Consider the following 17,911-nt stretch of genomic DNA (forward strand, 5'->3'; position numbering starts at 1 on the left):
TCAGCCGATCCGCTCGTAGGCGGGCAGGGTCAGGAAGTCCACGAACTCGTCGGCCAGCGCGACCTGCTCGAACAGCTCGACGGCCGGGTCGAGGTGGTCGCCCTCCAGCTTCTCCCGCACCCCGGCCAGCACCTCCCGGACGAGGTCGGCGGTGACCGGCGTGCCGTCGTCGAGCACCACGTCGTTGTGCACCCACTGCCACAGCTGGGAGCGGGAGATCTCGGCCGTGGCGGCGTCCTCCATGAGGTTGTGGATGGCCGCCGCGCCGTTGCCGCCCAGCCAGGACATCAGGTAGCGCACGCCGACGTCCACCGCGGACTCCAGGCCCGCGCGGGTCGTCGCGCCGCCGGTCGAGGCGAAGTCCAGCAGCTGCCCGGCGGTCACGGACACCTCGGGCCGCAGCACGTCGAGCTGGTTGGGCCGCTCCCCCAGCACCCCGTCGAAGATCTCCCGGCACACCGGCACGAGGTCGGGGTGCGCGACCCACGAGCCGTCGAACCCGTCGCCCGCCTCGCGGGTCTTGTCCGCGCGCACCTTCGCCAGCGCGTTCCCGGTGACCTCGGGGTCTCGCCGGTTCGGGATGAACGCGGCCATGCCGCCGATGGCGAACGCGCCGCGCTTGTGGCACGTGCGCACCAGGAGCTCGGTGTAGGCGCGCATGAACGGCGCGGTCATGGTGATGCTGTCGCGGTCGGGCAGCACGGCGTCCGGGCCCGCGTCGCGGAAGTACTTGATGACGCTGAACAGGTAGTCCCAACGGCCGGCGTTGAGGCCGGAGGCGTGGTCGCGCAGCTCGTGGAGGATCTCCTCCATCTCGAACGCGGCCGGGATGGTCTCGATCAGCACGGTCGCGCGGATCGTGCCGTGCGGGACGCCGAGCCGCTGCTGCGCGGCGGTGAACACGTCGTTCCACAGCCGGGCTTCGAGGTGGCTCTCCATCTTCGGCAGGTAGTAGTACGGCCGGCCGAGGGACGCGTTGTGGAAGAAGTGCAGGCCGAAGTCGACCAGGGCGCCGACGGCGGGCGCGCCGTCGACCTCCAGGTGCCGCTCGGGCAGGTGCCAGCCGCGCGGGCGGACCACGATCGCGGGGCGCTCCACGTCGTCGCGCAGGGCGTAGCGCTTGCCCTCCGGCGAGGTGAACCCGATCGTGCCCCGGGCCGCGTCGCGCAGGTTGACCTGGCCGGAGACGACGTTGTGCCAGTGCGGCGTGTTCGCGTCCTCCAGGTCGGCCAGCCAGACCCGCGCGCCGGAGTTCAGCGCGTTGACGGTCATCTTGCGCTCGGTCGGGCCGGTGATCTCCACCCGCCGGTCGCGCAGCGGCTCGGGCGCTTCGGCGACCCGCCAGTCCCCCTCGCGCACGGCCCGCGTCTCGGGCAGGAAGCCCAGGGTGCGGCGCTGCGCGCGGCGGCGCACCAGCGTGGCGTGCTCCGGCGCGAACGACCGGTGCAGGCCGGCCACGAACTCCAGCGCGTCCGGGGTGAGGACCTCGTCCCCGCGCTCCACTTCGCCGCCGAGGACCCGGACACCGGACATGGAGGCCCACCTCTTTTCGCCTTGGTTTCTACTCAGCGGACTATAGTTTCCGCAAAGCGGAACAGCAATGAAGGAGTGGTGGCCGTGGCCCCGGAGCCCGCCGGCGGCGTCCAGTCGCTGCGACGCGCCTTCGACCTGCTGGAACGCCTGGCGGACGCGGGTGGCGAGGCGAGCCTGTCGGAGCTGGCGGCCACGACCGGGCTGCCGCTGCCGACCATCCACCGGCTGATCCGCACCCTGGTCGCGCTGGGGTACGTGCGGCAGAACAGCAACCGGCGCTACACCCTCGGCTCGCGGCTGATCAGGCTCGGCGAGACGGCGTCGCGGCAGTTCGGCCGGTGGGCGCGGCCGCTGCTGGCGGAGCTGGTGGACCGGGTCGGGGAGACGGTGAACCTGGCCGTGCTGGACGGCGACGAGGTGGTGTACGTGGCGCAGGCGCCGTCGCGGCACTCGGTGCGGATGTTCACCGAGGTCGGTCGGCGGGTGCTGCCGCACGGCACCGGCGTGGGCAAGGCGATGCTGGCGCAGCTGCCCCGGGACGAGGCGCGGGCGCTGCTGGAGCGGACCGGCCTGCCCGCGTCCACGCCGAACACGATCACGGACGCGGCCGAGCTGCTGGCGTCGCTGGACCTGGTGGTCGAGCAGGGGTACGCGCTGGACGAGGGCGAGCAGGAGGTGGGCGTGCGGTGCGTCGCGGTGCCGCTGCGCGACGCGCCCGCGTTGGCCGCGGTGTCGGTGTCCGGGCCCGACAGCAGGCTGACCAAGGAGGCCGTGACGCGGATGCTGCCCGACGTGCTGCGGATCGCGGAGCGCCTGTCGACCGAGGCGACCAGGGCCTGACCCGTTCGGGCGAACGAAGGCGAACGAACTTGACGGCACCTCGCTTCGTGGATTTATATGCAAGTACATACAAACGAGTTGGGGGCCGATGTGGGTACCGGGACCGGGCGCAAGTTCCTGTTCGTGCTGGGCAGCGCGCGGCGCGACGGCAACACCGAGCAGCTGGCCAGGCTCGCGGCCGAGCAACTGGGCGACGTCGAGCAGCGCTGGCTGTGGCTGGGCGACGTGCCGCTGGCGGACTACCGGGACGTCCGGTACCCGGTCAGCGAGCGACCCGAGCCGACCGGCAACGAGGAGCTGCTGCTGGACGCGACGCTGGAGGCGACCGACATCGTGATCGCGTCCCCGACCTACTGGTACAGCGTGTCGTCGTCGACCAAGCGCTACCTGGACCACTGGTCGAACTGGGAGCGCGTGCCGGGCTTCGTGGAGGCCATGGCGGGCAAGCACCTGTGGGCGGTCACCGCGCTCGCCGAGGAGCCCCACCAGGCCGGCGCCCTGCTGGACGCGCTGGAGCGCGCCGCGGTCTACCTGAAGATGACGTGGCGCGGCGGCCTGGTCGGCGTCGGGAACCGGCCGGGTGACGTCCTGTCCGACACCACCGCCCTGACCACCGCAAAAACCTTCTTCACCGCCTAACCCCGCGAGTCGTACGTTCCGGTCGACCGTGTCGTACGTTCGCGACCCCCGAGTTCAACGTTCAGGACCCCCGAGTTCAGCGTTCACGTCGGGCGGTTCTCGCCTGAACACTGAATTCGGGGGTCCTGGACGTACGACACGACAGGTCTGGACGTACGACTCGCGAGGGGGTGTCAGCCCAGGAGGGCGTTGACGAAGGCTTGTGGTTCGAAGGGGGCCAGGTGGTCGGCGCCCTCGCCCAGGCCGACCAGCTTCACGGGCACGCCCAGTTCGCGCTGGACCTGGAAGACGATGCCGCCCTTGGCGGTGCCGTCGAGCTTGGTCAGCACGATGCCGGTCACGTCGACGACGTCGGCGAAGACGCGGGCCTGGGTCAGGCCGTTCTGGCCGGTGGTGGCGTCGAGCACGAGCAGCACCTCGTCCACCGCCGCCTGCTTCTCCACCACGCGCTTGACCTTGCCCAGCTCGTCCATCAGGCCGGTCTTGGTGTGCAGGCGGCCCGCCGTGTCGACGAGCACGGTGTCCACGCCCGCGTCCACGCCCCGCTTGACCGCCTCGAACGCCACCGAGGCCGGGTCCGCGCCCTCCGCGCCGCGCACGGTCGCCGCGCCCACGCGCGAACCCCACGTCTCCAGCTGGTCGGCCGCCGCCGCGCGGAAGGTGTCCGCCGCGCCCAGCAGCACGGTCCGGCCGTCGGCCACCAGCACGCGCGCCAGCTTGCCGGTGGTGGTGGTCTTGCCCACGCCGTTCACGCCGACCACCAGCACCACCGCGGGCTTGCCCGAGTGCGGCAGCGCGTTGACCGCGCGGTCCATCTCCGGGTGGAGCACGCTCACCAGTACGTCGCGCAGCATCGCCCGCGCGTCGTCGGACGTCCGCACGCCGCGCGAGGCGATCTGCTCGCGCAGCGCGGCCACCACCTCGTCGGTGATCGCCGAGCCGAGGTCGGCCATGAGCAGCGTGTCCTCGACGTCGGTCCACGAGTCCTCGTCCAGGTCGCCCGCGCCGAGCAGGCCGAGCAGGCCCTGGCCGAACGTGGACCGCGACCGCGACAGCCGCCCGCGCAGCCGCTCAAGCCGGCCCTCGGTCGGCTCGATCTCGTCGATCTCCGACGCCTGCTCGGGCAGGTCGACCTCGACGAACCCGCGCTTGACCGAGTCCCGCGGCACCGCCGCGTCGTCGCCGACGCCCGGCTGGCCGTCGACCTCGGTGCGGTCCACCACCGGGTGCTCGACCGGCGGGACGGCGGAAGGCGCGGAGACAGGAGGCGTGGAGACGGGAGGCGTGGAGACGGGAGGCGTGGAGATGGAAGGCGCGGGGGGTTCGGCGACGGGAGGAGTGGCGAGGTCCGCGAGCGGAGGCGCGGGGGGTTCCGCGACGGGGGGTTCGGCGGTCGGGGGGCGGGAGACCGGCTTCTCGACCACCGGGGGGGCGGTGGGGGGCGCGGTCCTCTCCACCACCTCGGGCTCGGGCCGCTCGACCACCGGTGGCGGCGCGGGCGCGTTGAACGTGATCGCGCCGCCCGCCCGGTACCCCGTGGCGGGCTTGTCCTGCTCGGGCTCGGTGAGGCTGATCCGCCGCCGCCGGGACAGCACGACGCCCGTCACCAGGGCGACCAGGAGCAGTGCCGCGACGACGACGATGATCCAGATCAGGGTCGTGGTGGTCACCGGCCAATCCTCGCACGACCCGGGGATGTTGCCGATCGACCAACCACGTCGAGATCAGGCAACTTTCCCACCAGCACTCTTGCGCACACCCTCGGCTGTGCAATAGACCACAGGCGTGAGGGTGATCGGGCTGATCTCAGGCACCTCGATGGACGCCATCGACGTGGCCGTGGCCGAACTGTCCCTGGACGGGCCCACCGTCCACCTGGAACCCGTCGAGCACGCCGAGCACCCGTTCCCCGAGGAGCTGCGCGGGCCGCCGACCTCCGCCGCCGAGCTGTGCGCGCTGGACACCGGGCTCGGGCGGGCGTTCGGCGACGTGGCGCGGCGGTACCGGGGCGACCTGGTGGCCTCGCTCGGGCAGACCGTGCACCACGAGGTCGTGGACGGCCGCTGCCTGGGCACCCTCCAGCTCGGCCAACCCGCGTGGATAGCCGAAGCCACGGGGCTGCCGGTGGTGTCCGACTTCCGGGCCCGCGACGTCGCGGCGGGCGGGCACGGCGCGCCGCTGGCGAGCACGCTGGACGCGCTCTGGCTGGCCGACTTCGACGGCCCGGCCACCGCGCTGAACATCGGCGGCATCGCCAACGTGACCAGGGTTTCGCCCGAAGGTGTGGTGGCCTACGACACCGGGCCCGGCAACGCGCTCATGGACGCGGCGATGACCGTGCTGACCGGCGGCCTGCGCACCCGGGACACCGACGGGGAGTTCGCCCGGCGCGGCCGCGTCCACGAGGAACTGCTCGACCGCCTGCTGGCCGACCCGTACTACGCGCTCCCCGCGCCCAAGTCCACCGGCAAGGAGCACTTCAACCGCTCCTACCTGGACCGGGTCGCCGGGGGTCTGACCATCCAGGCCGAGGACTTCCTCGCCACCCTCACCGAGCTGACCGCCCGCACCGTCGCCGCCGAGTGCGAGGGCGTGGTCATCGGCTCGGGCGGCGGGATGCGCAACCCCGCCCTGGTCGAGTCGCTGCGGCGGCACGTGGACCTGCGCCCCAGCGACGAGTTCGGCCTCCCCGCCGACGGCAAGGAGGCGTACCTCGCCGCCCTGCTGGGCTTCCTGACCTGGCACGGCCTGCCCGCCAACGTGCCGTCCGCCACCGGCGCCGCCGGACCGCGACCGCTGGGGTCGATCACCCCCGGCCGCGTCCCGCCGCGCCTGCCGGAACCCGCGGTGACCGCCGTCCGCGGTCTGAGGATCGGCCGCCACCGGCGGCCCTGGGATGGAGGACCCCGTGCGCGCACTTGACGTCGGCATCATCGTGCTGTTCCTGGTGGGCATGCCGCTGCTGGGCGTGTGGATCGGCGGCAGGCAGCGGTCCGCCACCGACTACTTCGTCGGCGAGCGGCGCATCCCGTGGTGGGTGGTGTGCGTGTCGGTGGTGTCGGCGGAGACGTCGACGCTGACCGTGCTGAGCGTGCCCACGGTCGGCTACCTGGGCACGATGACGTTCCTGTCCCTGGCGATCGGCTACTGCATCGGCCGGGTCGTGGTGTCGTTCGTGCTGCTGCCGAAGTACGTCGCGGGCGAGCTGATCACCGCCTACGGGTTCCTGGGCAAGCGGTTCGGCGCGGGCATCCAGGGCACCGCCTCGGTGACGTTCCTGGTGACCCGCCTGCTCGCGGACGGCCTGCGGCTGTTCGCCACGGCCATCCCGGTCAAGGTCGTGCTGGGCGCCTACGGCGTGGACGCCTCGTACTGGGCGATCGTGGCCGTGCTGGGCGTGGCGATGGTCGTCTACAGCTTCCTCGGCGGCGTGCGGGCCGTGGTGTGGGTCGACGCCGTCCAGATGCTCTGGTACGTCCTCGGCGCGGCCGCGGTGATCGCGGTGCTGAGCGGGAAGCTGCCGGACGGCTGGTTCTCCGGGGCCGCCGACGCGGGCAAGTTCCAGGTGCTCGACCTCGACTCCAACCCCCTGACCTCCCAGTACGCGATGGTGACCGCGTTCGTCGGCGGCGCGGTGCTGTCCATGGCCTCGCACGGCGCGGACCAGCTGGTCGTGCAGCGGCTGATGGCCACCAAGGACGTGCGCGCGGCGCAGAAGGCGCTGATCACCAGCGGCGTGGTGGTGTTCTTCCAGTTCGCGCTGTTCCTCTTCATCGGTGTGATGCTGTGGGCCTTCTACCGCGCCGCCGCGCCGGTCAAGGACCTCGGCCTGAACAACAACGACGAGCTGTTCGCGCACTTCATCGTCAACGAGATGCCGTCGGGGCTGTCCGGCTTCGTCATCGCGGGCATCCTCGCGGCGGCGCTGTCGTCGTCGCTGGGCGCGCTGGCCTCCTCGACCGTCACCGACGTGGTGCAGCGCGTGCGGCGGCGGCCGATGAGCGAGGCCGAGGTGTTCCGGCAGGGCCGCATGTGGACCGTGGTGTGGGCGGTCCTGCTGATCGGGTGCGCCGGGCTGTTCGCCTCGCTGACCCGGCGCGGCAACCCGATCGTCGAGCAGGGCCTGTCGATCTCCGGGTTCACCTACGGCGCGCTGCTCGGCGCGTTCCTGCTCGGGCTGGTGTTCCGCCGGGCCCGGCAGGCCGACGCGATCGTGGCGTTCGCGGTAACCGTGGTGGTGATGGCGTTCGTGATCCTCGGGGTGAAGTTCGTCGGGCCCGACGCGCGACTGGTGATCGACTTCGCTGCGGCGGCGCCCGCCAACCGGGTCTTCGCGCTCGCCTACCCCTGGTACACGCCGCTGGGCGTGCTGGTCACGCTGGTCGTGGGCGGGCTGCTGTCGTTGCGGCACAGGGCGGACGACCCCGCTCAGGCCGCCTTGCCCGCGCGGTAGGCCACCAGCTCCACGTGCAGCCGGAAGCCCAGGCGATCGAACAGGCGCCGGGACGACCGGTTGCCGGCCAGGATCGCGGCGGCGGCCTGGGGACGGGCCCCGGACCTCTCGGCGAGCTTCCAGACCAGCTCGGTGACCAGGGCCGCGCCCACGCCGTTGCCGCGCACGTCCGGCTCCACCGCGACGAAGTCGAGGTAGAACTCGGCGGGGTCGGCCTTGCCGGAGGCGTAACCCAGCACCCGGTCGCCGTCCAGGGCGACGACGACGGTGTGGCCGCGGCTGCCGTCCACCAGCGTCCGGCCGGAGAGGTGGGACTTGGGGAAGCACCGCTCGTGCAGCACCGCGACGGCCTCGTGCACCGCGGGGTCGGTGGGCAGCACGCGCATCTCGCGCGCCGGGCCGGTGCGCGGGCAGCCCACCTCGCGCAGCAGCAGGTTCCGCAGGTCGTCGCCGGTCAGCGTGTGGATGCCGCACGGGCGGGCGGCGGCGAAGCCGTGCCGCTCGGCGAACGCGGCCAACCGCCGGTGACCGGTGTGGCCGAGCAGCTCGCGGTCGGTGACGCCCCCGAGCAGCGGGGCCGCGGCGGCGTAGAGGGCGTCGGCGGTCTGGTCCCAGATGCGGCTGCCCGCCGGGTGGTTCACCGGCACGTCCACGAACGGGCCGTGCAGGAACGCGCGGCCCAGCTCGGCGTCCACCTCGACGCTGAGCGCGCCGCACGCGCGGTCGGAGTCGTCGACGGCGACCACGGTGCACGAGGGCCAGTCGGGTTCGAACTCGGCCAGCTCCTCGGCCACCTCGCCGAGCGTCTCGCCGAGGTAGCCGATGTGGTGGGCGTCGTCGATCTGCAACCGGAGCACCAGGGCGGTGACGGCGTCCAGGTCGGCCTGGGTGGCGGGACGGATGTCGTACATGTCTGAGATGGTCGCTCGCGGGTCTGACGAACGCGAGGGAGTTTTCCAGCCGTGGACGCGAAGGACGTGACGGAGGTCGCGGCGCACTGCGCGGCGTTCCTGGACGGGGTGGTCGAGGCCGACTGGGCGGCGGTCGTGCCGGGGATGGGCTGGACGGTGGCCGCGACCGCGGCGCACGTCTCGGACTGCCTGCTCTGGTACGCCACCGACCTGGCCGCGGGGCCGGTGGAGCTGAGCACGGCGGAGGTGGCGGTGCGGCCGGGGAGCCCGCCCGGTGAGCTGGTGCGGACGCTGGAGACCTTCGCGTCGGTGCTCGCCTCCGTGGTGGCGGCGGTGCCCTCGGGCTCGCTCGGGTGGCACCCGTGGGGCCTGGCGGACGCGGCCGGGTTCGCCGCGATGGCGTGCGACGAGATGCTGGTGCACACCCACGACGTCGGGCGCGGGCTGGCCGTGGCGTTCGAGCCGCCGCCCCGGTACGCGGAAAAGGTGGTGGCGCGGCTGTTCCCGGACGCGCCGACCGGCCACGACCCGGTCGACACCCTGCTGTGGGCCAACGGCCGGGTGCCGCTGGCGGGGCTGCCGCGGCGGGAGGGCTGGCGCTGGCGCTGCGCGCCGCTCGACTCCTAGCGCGCCCGGCTCCTAGCGTCGGGGGCATGACGGACAGCGCCACGACCCCCGGGAACACCACCGACGACGTCCTGGACATCCCCTTCCCCGACGCCTTCGCCTTCGACCCCTCCCCCACCTGGGCCCGGTTGCGGGAGGAGGCGCCCGCGGTCCGGGTGCGCACCCTCGCGGGCGCGCTGGTGTGGCTGGTGACCCGCTACGACGACGTGCGGCTGGTGCTGGCCGACCCGCGGTTCTCGCGGGCGGGCGTGGTGGCGCCCGGCGCGCCGCGGGTCGGCGTGTCCAGGCCGCTGCCGGGCACCCTGCCGACCACCGACCCGCCCGAGCACACCCGGCTGCGCAGGCTGGTGTCCGGCGCGTTCTCGCCGCGGCGGGTCGAGGCGACCAGGCCGTGGGTGCGCGGGCTGTGCGAGGAGCTGGCCGACGGCTTGGCGGAGGGCGGTGACCTGCGGCAGGTGTTCGCGCTGCCGCTGCCGATCCAGGTGATCTGCACGCTGCTCGGCGTGCCGTACGCGGACCGGGAGCGGTTCCGCGAGTGGGTGGAGCTCGCCTACAGCCTGGAGGTCTCCGAGCGGTCGCGGGTGGAGGCGGCCATGGCGGGCCTGCTGGAGTACGTGGGCGGGCTGGTCGCGCGGAAGCGGCGGGCGGGGCGGTCGGACGACGTGCTCGACGAGCTGTGCGCCACCCCGCTCACCCACGACGAGCTGGTCGCGTTCGCGGTGAACCTGCTCGTCGCCGGGCACGAGACCTCGGCCAACCAGATCACCAGCTTCGTGGCCACGCTGCTGCGCGACCGGCGGCACTGGGAGCGGCTGGTGGCCGAACCGGGGCTGGTGCCGGCCGCGGTGGAGGAGCTGATGCGGTTCACGCGGCTCAGCGACGTGGGTCAGCTGCGGGTCGCGCTGGAGGACGTGGAGGTCGCGGGCGTGGTGGTGCGGGCGGGCGAGGGCGTGATGGCGTCGATCGGCTCGGCCAACCGCGACCCGCGGGCGTTCCCGGAGCCCGACGAGCTGGACCTGACCCGCGCGCCCAACCAGCACCTGGCGCTGGGCGCCGGCCCGCACTTCTGCCTGGGCGCGCAGCTGGCGCGGATCGAGCTCCAGGAAGCCCTGTGGGCGCTGCTGCGGCGGTACCCGGGACTGCGCCCGGCGCGCCCGGTGGACGAACTGGTGTGGCGGCGGGTGCTGGTCAGCGGTCTGGCCGAGTTGCCGGTTGTGCCGGAGTAGGTGTTGCCGCGCGTGGTGCGGTGGGGAACCCTGGGAGGGTGAGTGAGGAAACGATCCAACTCGAACTCAACGACAGCGGGGTTGCGGTAGACCTCCCGATGCCCTCCAACCGGCGCGACAAGGTGCAGGACGTGCCCTACCGGCCGGTCGAGTTCAGCGATGACGACCTGCCCAGCGCGTTGGAGCGCGCGGCCATCTGGCTGCGGCAGACCCAGGACTGGCTCGGCGAGGCGGTCGACGTGCTCGCGGTGCACCTGGACTACGACGACACCAAGGGCTCGCCGTACTACAACCTGAAACTGCTGTGCAACGAGGAGGACCTGGCGGGCGTGCCGAAGATTGTCCGCGAACACTCGTCCAGCACGACTACTGACGAGTAACGTACTCTGGGCGCCATGCCTGATCGCGTGTACCCGCCGGTGATCGCCGCGTGCAAGTTGATGTTCCGCGTGCTCGACCTGCGCATCACCCGGGACGGCACCGACCACGTGCCGACCACCGGCGGGGCCGTCATGGCCTCGAACCACGTGTCGTACCTGGACTTCATCTTCGCGGGCTTCGGGGCCCTGCCCGCGAAGCGGCTCGTGCGCTTCATGGCCAAGCACGAGGTGTTCGAGAACCGGATCTCGGGCCCGCTGATGCGCGGTATGCACCACATCCCGGTGGACCGCAGCGCCGGGCAGGCGTCCTACCAGCAGGCGCTGGCGGCGTTGCGGGCCGGCGAGATCGTCGGGATCTTCCCCGAGGCGACGATCAGCCGGTCGTTCACCGTCAAGGACGTCAAGAGCGGCGCGGTGCGGTTGGCCGCCGAGGCCGGCGTGCCGCTGCTGCCGACGGCGCTGTGGGGCACCCAGCGGCTGTGGACCAAGGGCAAGCCGAAGAACCTGACCCAGCGGCACGTGCCGGTGACGATCGTCGTGGGGGCGCCGATCGAGCCGACCACCGACGAGGCGCTGCGCACGCGGGTGCGGGAGCTGCTGGACGAGGCCCAGCGGCGGTACCCGGAGTCCGGCGAGGGGCAGTGGTGGCAGCCCGCGCACCTGGGCGGGACGGCGCCGACGCCGGAGGAGGCGGCCCGGCTGGACGCGCGCCGGTAGGCCGTCCGGCCCCGGGAGCGGCGGTCGACGTCAGGCCGGACCGGCGCTCCCCGGCGCCGGTTCCGGTTCCGCCTTGGGCTTGGCCGCCCTCGGCTTCTCCTCGCGCCCCCGCAACCGCTGCGAGATCACCTGGCTGATCCCGTCACCGCGCATCGACACGCCGTACAGCGCGTCGGCGATCTCCATGGTCGGCTTCTGGTGCGTGATGATCAGCAGCTGCGACCTCTCCCGCAGCTGCTCGAACAGGCTGATCAACCGGTGCAGGTTGGTGTCGTCCAGCGCCGCCTCGACCTCGTCCATCACGTAGAACGGCGAGGGCCGCGCCCGGAAGATCGCGACCAGCATCGCCACCGCCGCCAGCGACTTCTCGCCGCCCGACAGCAACGACAGCCGCTTGACCTTCTTGCCCGGCGGGCGGGCCTCCAGCTCGATGCCGGTGGTCAGCATGTCGCCCGGCTCGGTCAGCACGAGCCGCCCCTCGCCGCCGGGGAACAGGACCTTGAACACGACCTCGAACTCGCGCGCGACGTCCTCGTAGGCCAGCGTGAAGACCTCCAGGATCTTGTCGTCGACCTCCTTCACCACGGTGAGCAGGTCGCGCCGGGTCGCCTTGATGTCCTCCAGCTGGTTGGACAGGAACTTGTACCGCTCCTCCAGCGCCGCGAACTCCTCCAGCGCCAGCGGGTTGACCTTGCCCAGTAGAGACATGTCCCGCTCGGCCCGCTTGGCGCGCCGGGCCTGGGTGTCGCGGTCGTACGGCATGGGCTGCGGCGCGGTCACCGCCTCACCGCGCTCCCTGGCCGCCTCGTACTCGGCCAGCTCCTGCGGCGACGGCGGGATCGGCACGTCGGGCCCGTACTCGCCGACCAGGTCGTCCAGGCCGATGCCGAAGTCCTCGGCGACCTTGGTCTCCAGCTGCTCGATGCGCATCCGCTGCTCGGCGCGCAGCACCTCGTCCCGGTGCACGGCGTCGGTCAGCTTCTCCAGCTCCACCGACATCTCCCGCACCAGGCCGCGCACCTGCGCCAGGTACGCCTCGCGGCGGGTCCGGCGCTCCTGCGCGGCGTCGCGCTCGCGGGCGGCGCGGTCCAGCGACCCGGCGATCCGCTCCAGCGCCGCCTCACCGCCGCGCACCACGGCCTTGGCCACGACCGCGCCCCGCGCCCGGGACGCCTGCGCGCGCTGGGCGCGTTCCCTGGCCTCGCGCTCGGCGCGGGCGGCGCGGCGCAGGCCGTCCGCCTTGCCCTGCAACGCCCGCGCGCGCTCCTCGGCGGTGCGCAGCACCAGGCGCGCCTCGACCTCGCCCTGCCGGGCGGAGGCCAGCTCGGCGGCCAGCTCGTCGCGGTGCGCGGTGTCCGGCTCGTCGTCCAGGTCCTGCTCCTCCTGCGCGACGAGCAGGCGCTCCTCCAGCTCCGCCAGCCTGAGCAGGTTCTCCTCGCGGGCCGCCTCGACCTTCGCGCGCTGCACGCGGGCGCGCTCGGCCTCGGCTTCGGCGGAGCGCACGGCCGCCGCCAGCCGGTTCAGCCGCTCCGAGGACCGGGCGCGCCGCACCTTGGCCTCGTTGAGCTGCTCCTTCACCTCGGCCACCTCGGCGCGCCTGGCCTGCTGCTCGGCCCGCGCGCCCTCCAGGGAGGCCGCGGCCTGCTCCAGCGCGCGTTCGGCCAGCGCCAGCGCCTCGGACGCCTCGTCCACCGCGGCCTGGATCTCGATGACGCTCTGGCTGCGCCCGGCCGCCCCGCCGACGGCCCAGTCCCGCCCGAACACGTCGCCCTCGCGCGTCACCGTGCGCACCGACGGGTGCTCGGCGACCAGCGCCCGCGCCCCCGCGAGGTCGTCGACCACGGCCAGCCGGTCCAGGGCCCGGTGCAGGGCGGGGCGCAGCGCGTCGGGCGCCTGCACCAGCTCCACCGCCCACCGACCGCCGGGCGGCAGCGCGGGCCACCCGGACCGGTCGAGGTCGTACCCGCCGCCGATCAGGACCCCGGCCCGCCCGGCGTCCTGCTCCTTCAGCAGCTCCAGCGCGGCCGCCGCGTCGGACCCGGACTCCACCGCGACCGCGTCCGCGACCGGCCCGAGCGCCGCCGCCAGCGCCACCTCGAACCCCGGCGCCACGGTCAGCAGCGCCGCCACCGAGCCGAGCAGCCCCGGCAGCCGCGACGCCAGCAGCGCGCCCGCGCCGTCCTTGCGGGTCAGGCCCAGCGACAGCGCGTCCACCCTGGCCTGCCACGAGGCGATGTCGCGCTCCGCCGCGCGCTCGGCCCTGACCAGCTCCTCCACCCGCGACCGCGCCGCGTCGTCCGCCTCCACGGCCAGCCGGTGCCGGTCGTCGAGGCCCAGGTCGTCCTCGTCCTCGGTGCCGATCACCTCGCGGGCCTCGGCCAGCTCCCGCGCCGCGAACTCGGCGCGCTCCACCGCCTCGGCCAGCGAGGCGGACATGCGCTCGATCTCCTCGGCGGTCGCGCTGGTCTTCGACCGCAGCGCCTCCACCTGCCCGGACAGCCGGGCCAGTCCCTCGCGCCGGTCCGCGATCGCCCGCACCGCGGCCAGGTGCGCCTTCTCCGCCGCGGACACGACCCGCTCCAGCTCGGCCCGCGTCTCCACGGCCTCGGCCAGCCCGACCCGGGCGTCGGTGACGCCGTCCTGCAACTCCTGCTCCAGCACCGCGGTCTGCTCCGCCTCGGCCTCCAGCTCGTCGGGGTCGCGCCCGCCGCGGGGCGCCTCCACCGCCGCCGACAGGTGCCGCTCCCGCTCCACGGCCAGCCGCACCGTGCCGCGCAGCCGCTCCTCCAGCGCCGACAGCCGGTACCAGGTGTCCTGGGCCTGCTGGAGCTTCGGCGCGTCGGCCGCGACCTGGTCCTCCAGCTCGTTCTGCTGGAACTGCGCCTGCTGGAGCGACTTCTCCACCTCGGCGCGGCGGGCGCGGGCGGCGGCCTCGTCGCGCTCCTCGCGGGCCAGCGCCTCGCGCCGGGTGACCAGGTCGTCGGCGAGCAGGCGCATCCGCGCGTCCCGCAGCTCGGACTGCACGACCTGGGCGCGGCGGGCGATCTCGGCCTGCTTGCCCAGCGGCTTGAGCTGGCGGCGCAGCTCGGCGGTGAGGTCGGTCAGGCGGGTCAGGTTCGCCTGCATCGCCTCCAGCTTCCGCAGCGCCTTCTCCTTGCGCTTGCGGTGCTTGAGGACGCCCGCGGCCTCCTCGACGAACGCCCGGCGCTCCTCCGGCTTGGACTCCAGGATCGCGGCGAGCTGGCCCTGGCCGACGATCACGTGCATCTCGCGGCCGATGCCGGAGTCGCTGAGCAGCTCCTGGATGTCCATCAGCCGGCAGGAGCTGCCGTTGATCTCGTACTCGGTGGCGCCCTCGCGGAACATCCGGCGGGTGATCGACACCTCGACGTAGTCGATCGGCAGCGCGCCGTCGGAGTTGTCGATGGTCAGCGTCACCTCGGCGCGGCCGAGCGGCGCGCGGCCGGACGTGCCGGCGAAGATGACGTCCTCCATCTTGCCGCCGCGCAGGTCCTTGGCGCCCTGCGTGCCCATGACCCAGCGGAGCGCGTCGAGCACGTTCGACTTGCCGGACCCGTTGGGGCCGACCACGCAGGTGATGCCGGGCTCGAAGCGCAGCGTGGTAGCCGAGGCGAAGGACTTGAAGCCCTTCAGCGTCAGGCTCTTGAGGTGCACGCCGGGCAGACTACCCGGCGCCCACCCGCACCCCGCGCCGACGCGCTGACCTGCGCTATTCCGGTCGCACGGACACGAGCACCCGCTTGTCCACCACGACGTCGAGCCGCTCGATCTCGTCGACCCTGAACGAGGTCGAACCGGGGATGCGCTCGTCCTCGGGGTGGTCGGTGCCCCACCAGCCGCCGATCTCGGTGCGACCGGCCCGGTCGTGGACGACCAGCGCGCAGCGCGCGTTCGCGGGCAGGTCGCGCAGGGTCATCCACAGCTCGGTGCCCCAGCTCCTGGTGACCAGCCGGACGTCGGCGCCCGCGCCGGACGCGGTGCTGGTGGCCCGCCAGGTTGGCCCGGCCGGGTCGTCGTCCAGCAGCCGGGGCGCCAGCAGGACCCCGCCGAGCAGCACCAGGACCAGCGCGGCGGCCCCGGCCAGCACCGGCCACCGCGGCAGCAGCCGCCACCGCCGGCGGTCGGGTTCGGGCGCCGGTCCCGGCTCGGGCGGCAGCGGCCACAGCGCGGGCTCGGGCTCCGGGTCGTCGAACGGCAGCTCCAGGTCCTCCAGCCGCACCTGGCCCAGCAGCCCCGGCAGCGGCGCGAGCCGCACCATCTCCCGGCGGCACGTCCCGCAGCCGGACACGTGCCGCTCGAACACGGTCCGCTCCGCCGGGTCGAGCGAGCCGAGCAGGTAGGCGCCCAGCGCGACGGTGTGCGCGCAGCTCACGACCGGGTCACCCCCCGTTCCTCCAGCGCGTCGCGCAGCGCCCGCAGCGCGTAGAAGCAGCGCGACTTGACCGTGCCCGGCGGGATGCCCAGCACCACCGCCGCCTCGGCCACCGACCGCCTGCGGTAGTACAGCTCGACCACCACGTTCCGGTGGTCGGGGGTGAGCACGCGCAGCGCCTCGGCGACCTGCCAGCTCTGGAGCACGTGGTCCACGGCGTCGGCCACCGGCGGCAGGTGCTCGGCCTCGATCGGCACCTCCGCGTGCTTGCCGCCGCGCTTGCGGAAGCCGGAGATGACCAGGTTGCGCGCCACCGTGTAGAGCCAGGGCCCGGCCTCGTCCGGGGTCAGCCGGTCGGCGTGCCGCCAGGCCCGCAGCAGCGTCTCCTGGACCACGTCCTCCGCGTGCTGGTGGTCGCCGCCGACCAGGCGCAGGACGTAGCCGTGCAGCGGGCCGCGCCAACGGCCGTACAGCTGCCTGACGACATCTTCGCCACGGTCCACATCGGTGTACTACGCCACCGGCTCCCGGCGCGTTCAACGTTCCGCGAAACCTGTGGTGCCGCCCCGCGCCTCCGACCAGCGCTCCACGACCGAGTCCACCCGACCGGGGGTGGTGCCGGAACGCAGAGCGACGAGCAATTTCCGGCAGGCGGACTCCGGCCCCTCCGCGTTCACCTCGACCCGGCCGTCCCGCAGGTTGGCCGCGGAACCGACCAAGCCCAGCTCAAGGGCCCTGGACCGGGTCCACCACCGGAACCCGACGCCCTGCACGCGACCCCGCACCCACGCGGTGAGACGCACGGTCCGTTCTACTCCACCCACGACTTCACCCACGACAGCCATCCTGTTCCTTCACTCTTTAGTGGTACGGTGCGCGACCGTGAGTGCACGGCGCGGTAACCGATCCGTGATCGGCGGACTCGTCGGCCTGCTGCTCGGCGCGGCCGGGGCGACCGGCGTCGCCTTCGCCAGCCCGGAGCAGCTGGCCCCGTTCGTCGGGGACACCGCAGCACAGGGCTCCGCCCCGGACAACCGGACCGGTGTCGGCGGCGTGGGCGGCATCGGCGAGCCCGCGCGCACCGACGAGCCCGTGGTCCTGCCCACGACGACGGGGACGACGTCGACCGGGACCACGACCACCACGACGACGACCACCACCGGGTCGACCACCACCACGACCGGCACCACGACGACCACCACGACCAGCGAGCCGTCGACCGCGCCCACCACGACCACCGGGCCCGCCGAGGTGTTCCCGGAGGACGAGGTCGTGACCCTGGTCAACGAGGCGCGCGAACTCGCCGGCTGCGCGCCGCTGACCGTGGACGAGCGGGTGGTCGAGGCGGCGCGCAAGCACAGCACCGACATGGCGGAGCGCGGCTACTTCTCGCACACCACCCCCGACGGCGTGGACTTCGCCCAGCGGATGCGGACCGAGGGCTACCCGAACCCCGGCGGCGAGAACATCGCCAAGGGCCAGCGCTCGGCCAAGCAGGTCATGAACTCCTGGATGAACTCCGACGGGCACCGCCGCAACATCCTCAACTGCGGGTTCACCACCATCGGCGTCGGCCTGGACACCCGCGGCTGGTACTGGACCCAGAACTTCGGCTGGTAGACCACCTCCGAACGACCCTTGGGAGCACCGTTTGTACGAGACCCCGGAACCCGACCGCCCACGCCTGCGCGTGTCACCGCACGTGCTGCTGGCCGCGTCCGGTGTCGTCGTGTCGACGGTCTTCGCCGCGCTCGCCTCCCTGGCGGGCCCGACGACGGAGGCCGCCTCCACCGGTGCCACGCCGCGCGAGGACGTGGTGTCCCGCGACGTCCTCACCACGGTGCCCTCCAGCGGGACGTCGTCCTCGCCGGCGACGACGACCACGACGGGGACGACCACCACCACGGCCGAGTCGCCGACCGCCACCACGACGACCACCCCGCGCCGCACGCGCGTGACCACGGTGACCCGGCCGGACGGCACCACCACGACCACCACGGTCGAGGACACCCAGCCGCCCAACACCGGCACCCAGCAGCCCACGATCAAGCCCCCGGTCGAACCGCCGACCGAACCCTCGACGCCTTCTTCGCCGTCGATCCCGGTGGACCCCCCGAGTTCACCCCCCGTGGACCCGCCGAGTTCTACCCCGGCTCCGACCGGATCGACCACGCCTTAACGACCTCCTCCGC

Annotated in this window: 17 protein-coding genes; 10 read left to right on the forward strand and 7 right to left on the reverse strand. The window is 73.5% G+C overall.

The window, feature by feature from the left end:
• Positions 1-1,533 (reverse strand): malate synthase A, encoded by a 1,533-nt coding sequence (gene aceB / locus ACFP3R_RS05095; RefSeq protein WP_380633288.1) that lies wholly within the window; start codon positions 1,531-1,533, stop codon positions 1-3.
• A gap of 84 nt (positions 1,534-1,617) precedes the next feature.
• Here aceB and ACFP3R_RS05100 point away from each other — a divergent pair, with 84 nt between their 5' ends.
• Together ACFP3R_RS05100 and ACFP3R_RS05105 are read left to right on the forward strand one after the other, a co-directional pair.
• Positions 1,618-2,373, forward strand: coding sequence for an IclR family transcriptional regulator (locus tag ACFP3R_RS05100; RefSeq protein WP_380633290.1), 756 nt, complete (start codon positions 1,618-1,620; stop codon positions 2,371-2,373).
• 90 nt (positions 2,374-2,463) lie between these two features.
• Entirely contained in the window at positions 2,464-3,012 is a 549-nt protein-coding gene (locus ACFP3R_RS05105) for a flavodoxin family protein (protein WP_380633291.1), read from the forward strand.
• A gap of 173 nt (positions 3,013-3,185) precedes the next feature.
• On the opposite strand, the gene ftsY is transcribed toward ACFP3R_RS05105, so the two are convergent.
• Positions 3,186-4,682: a signal recognition particle-docking protein FtsY gene (gene ftsY / locus ACFP3R_RS05110; RefSeq protein WP_380633293.1), complete on the reverse strand. Its 1,497-nt coding sequence runs from the start codon at positions 4,680-4,682 to the stop codon at positions 3,186-3,188.
• A gap of 115 nt (positions 4,683-4,797) precedes the next feature.
• Between ftsY and ACFP3R_RS05115 the strand changes: the two genes are divergently transcribed.
• Entirely contained in the window at positions 4,798-5,934 is a 1,137-nt protein-coding gene (locus ACFP3R_RS05115; RefSeq protein WP_380633295.1) for an anhydro-N-acetylmuramic acid kinase, read from the forward strand.
• A complete protein-coding gene (locus ACFP3R_RS05120; protein ID WP_380633298.1) occupies positions 5,921-7,465 on the forward strand; it encodes a sodium:solute symporter in 1,545 nt (514 codons plus the stop codon). The genes ACFP3R_RS05115 and ACFP3R_RS05120 overlap by 14 nt, the downstream gene beginning before the upstream one ends.
• Here ACFP3R_RS05120 and ACFP3R_RS05125 read toward each other — a convergent pair.
• Positions 7,441-8,376 (reverse strand): GNAT family N-acetyltransferase, encoded by a 936-nt coding sequence (locus ACFP3R_RS05125; RefSeq protein WP_380633300.1) that lies wholly within the window; start codon positions 8,374-8,376, stop codon positions 7,441-7,443. The genes ACFP3R_RS05120 and ACFP3R_RS05125 overlap by 25 nt on opposite strands.
• A 51-nt stretch (positions 8,377-8,427) precedes the next feature.
• On the opposite strand from ACFP3R_RS05125, the gene ACFP3R_RS05130 reads away from it, so the two are divergent.
• From ACFP3R_RS05130 to ACFP3R_RS05145, 4 genes are read left to right on the forward strand one after another with little or no spacing between them, the layout of a single operon-like run.
• Complete coding sequence (locus ACFP3R_RS05130; protein ID WP_380633302.1) at positions 8,428-9,003, forward strand: maleylpyruvate isomerase N-terminal domain-containing protein; 576 nt, start codon at positions 8,428-8,430, stop codon at positions 9,001-9,003.
• A 26-nt stretch (positions 9,004-9,029) separates the two neighbouring features.
• Positions 9,030-10,229, forward strand: coding sequence for a cytochrome P450 (locus tag ACFP3R_RS05135; RefSeq protein ID WP_380633304.1), 1,200 nt, complete (start codon positions 9,030-9,032; stop codon positions 10,227-10,229).
• Between the two features lie 38 nt (positions 10,230-10,267).
• On the forward strand, positions 10,268-10,609 hold the full coding sequence (locus ACFP3R_RS05140; RefSeq protein WP_380633306.1) for a hypothetical protein: 342 nt from the start codon (positions 10,268-10,270) through the stop codon (positions 10,607-10,609).
• A 15-nt stretch (positions 10,610-10,624) separates the two neighbouring features.
• The gene (locus ACFP3R_RS05145; RefSeq protein WP_380633308.1) at positions 10,625-11,326 is read left to right on the forward strand and encodes a lysophospholipid acyltransferase family protein; all 702 of its coding nucleotides are present in this window, start codon (positions 10,625-10,627) and stop codon (positions 11,324-11,326) included.
• 30 nt (positions 11,327-11,356) lie between these two features.
• Here the strand turns inward: ACFP3R_RS05145 and smc are convergent, their stop codons facing one another.
• The 4 genes from smc to ACFP3R_RS05165 are packed head-to-tail and all read right to left on the reverse strand — an operon-like array spanning position 11,357 to position 16,564.
• The gene (smc, locus tag ACFP3R_RS05150) at positions 11,357-15,001 is read right to left on the reverse strand and encodes a chromosome segregation protein SMC (RefSeq protein ID WP_380633310.1); all 3,645 of its coding nucleotides are present in this window, start codon (positions 14,999-15,001) and stop codon (positions 11,357-11,359) included.
• Between the two features lie 55 nt (positions 15,002-15,056).
• The gene (locus tag ACFP3R_RS05155; protein ID WP_380633312.1) at positions 15,057-15,719 is read right to left on the reverse strand and encodes an anti-sigma factor family protein; all 663 of its coding nucleotides are present in this window, start codon (positions 15,717-15,719) and stop codon (positions 15,057-15,059) included.
• Positions 15,716-16,222, reverse strand: coding sequence for a sigma-70 family RNA polymerase sigma factor (locus ACFP3R_RS05160; protein WP_380633314.1), 507 nt, complete (start codon positions 16,220-16,222; stop codon positions 15,716-15,718). The genes ACFP3R_RS05155 and ACFP3R_RS05160 overlap by 4 nt, the downstream gene beginning before the upstream one ends.
• Positions 16,223-16,255: 33 nt before the next feature.
• Positions 16,256-16,564, reverse strand: a complete 309-nt coding sequence (locus ACFP3R_RS05165) for an acylphosphatase (protein WP_380633316.1) — start codon at positions 16,562-16,564, stop codon at positions 16,256-16,258.
• A gap of 64 nt (positions 16,565-16,628) precedes the next feature.
• Here ACFP3R_RS05165 and ACFP3R_RS05170 point away from each other — a divergent pair, with 64 nt between their 5' ends.
• Complete coding sequence (locus tag ACFP3R_RS05170; RefSeq protein WP_380633318.1) at positions 16,629-17,339, forward strand: CAP domain-containing protein; 711 nt, start codon at positions 16,629-16,631, stop codon at positions 17,337-17,339.
• 31 nt (positions 17,340-17,370) lie between these two features.
• Entirely contained in the window at positions 17,371-17,898 is a 528-nt protein-coding gene (locus ACFP3R_RS05175; protein ID WP_380633320.1) for a hypothetical protein, read from the forward strand.
• The last annotated feature ends 13 nt before the right edge of the window (positions 17,899-17,911 follow it).

Source organism: Saccharothrix lopnurensis, from assembly GCF_042658445.1.
In the GTDB taxonomy this organism is placed as follows: Bacteria; Actinomycetota; Actinomycetes; order Mycobacteriales; family Pseudonocardiaceae; genus Actinosynnema; species Actinosynnema lopnurensis.

What these genes read in the sequence shown, in the direction of transcription:
- aceB (WP_380633288.1), bottom strand. Translation starts at nt 1,533, where the DNA reads ATGTCCGGTGTCCGGGTCCTCGGCGGCGAAGTGGAGCGCGGGGACGAG.
- ACFP3R_RS05125 (WP_380633300.1), bottom strand. Translation starts at nt 8,376, where the DNA reads ATGTACGACATCCGTCCCGCCACCCAGGCCGACCTGGACGCCGTCACC.
- ACFP3R_RS05135 (WP_380633304.1), top strand. Translation starts at nt 9,030, where the DNA reads ATGACGGACAGCGCCACGACCCCCGGGAACACCACCGACGACGTCCTG.
- ACFP3R_RS05145 (WP_380633308.1), top strand. Translation starts at nt 10,625, where the DNA reads ATGCCTGATCGCGTGTACCCGCCGGTGATCGCCGCGTGCAAGTTGATG.
- ACFP3R_RS05165 (WP_380633316.1), bottom strand. Translation starts at nt 16,564, where the DNA reads ATGGCTGTCGTGGGTGAAGTCGTGGGTGGAGTAGAACGGACCGTGCGT.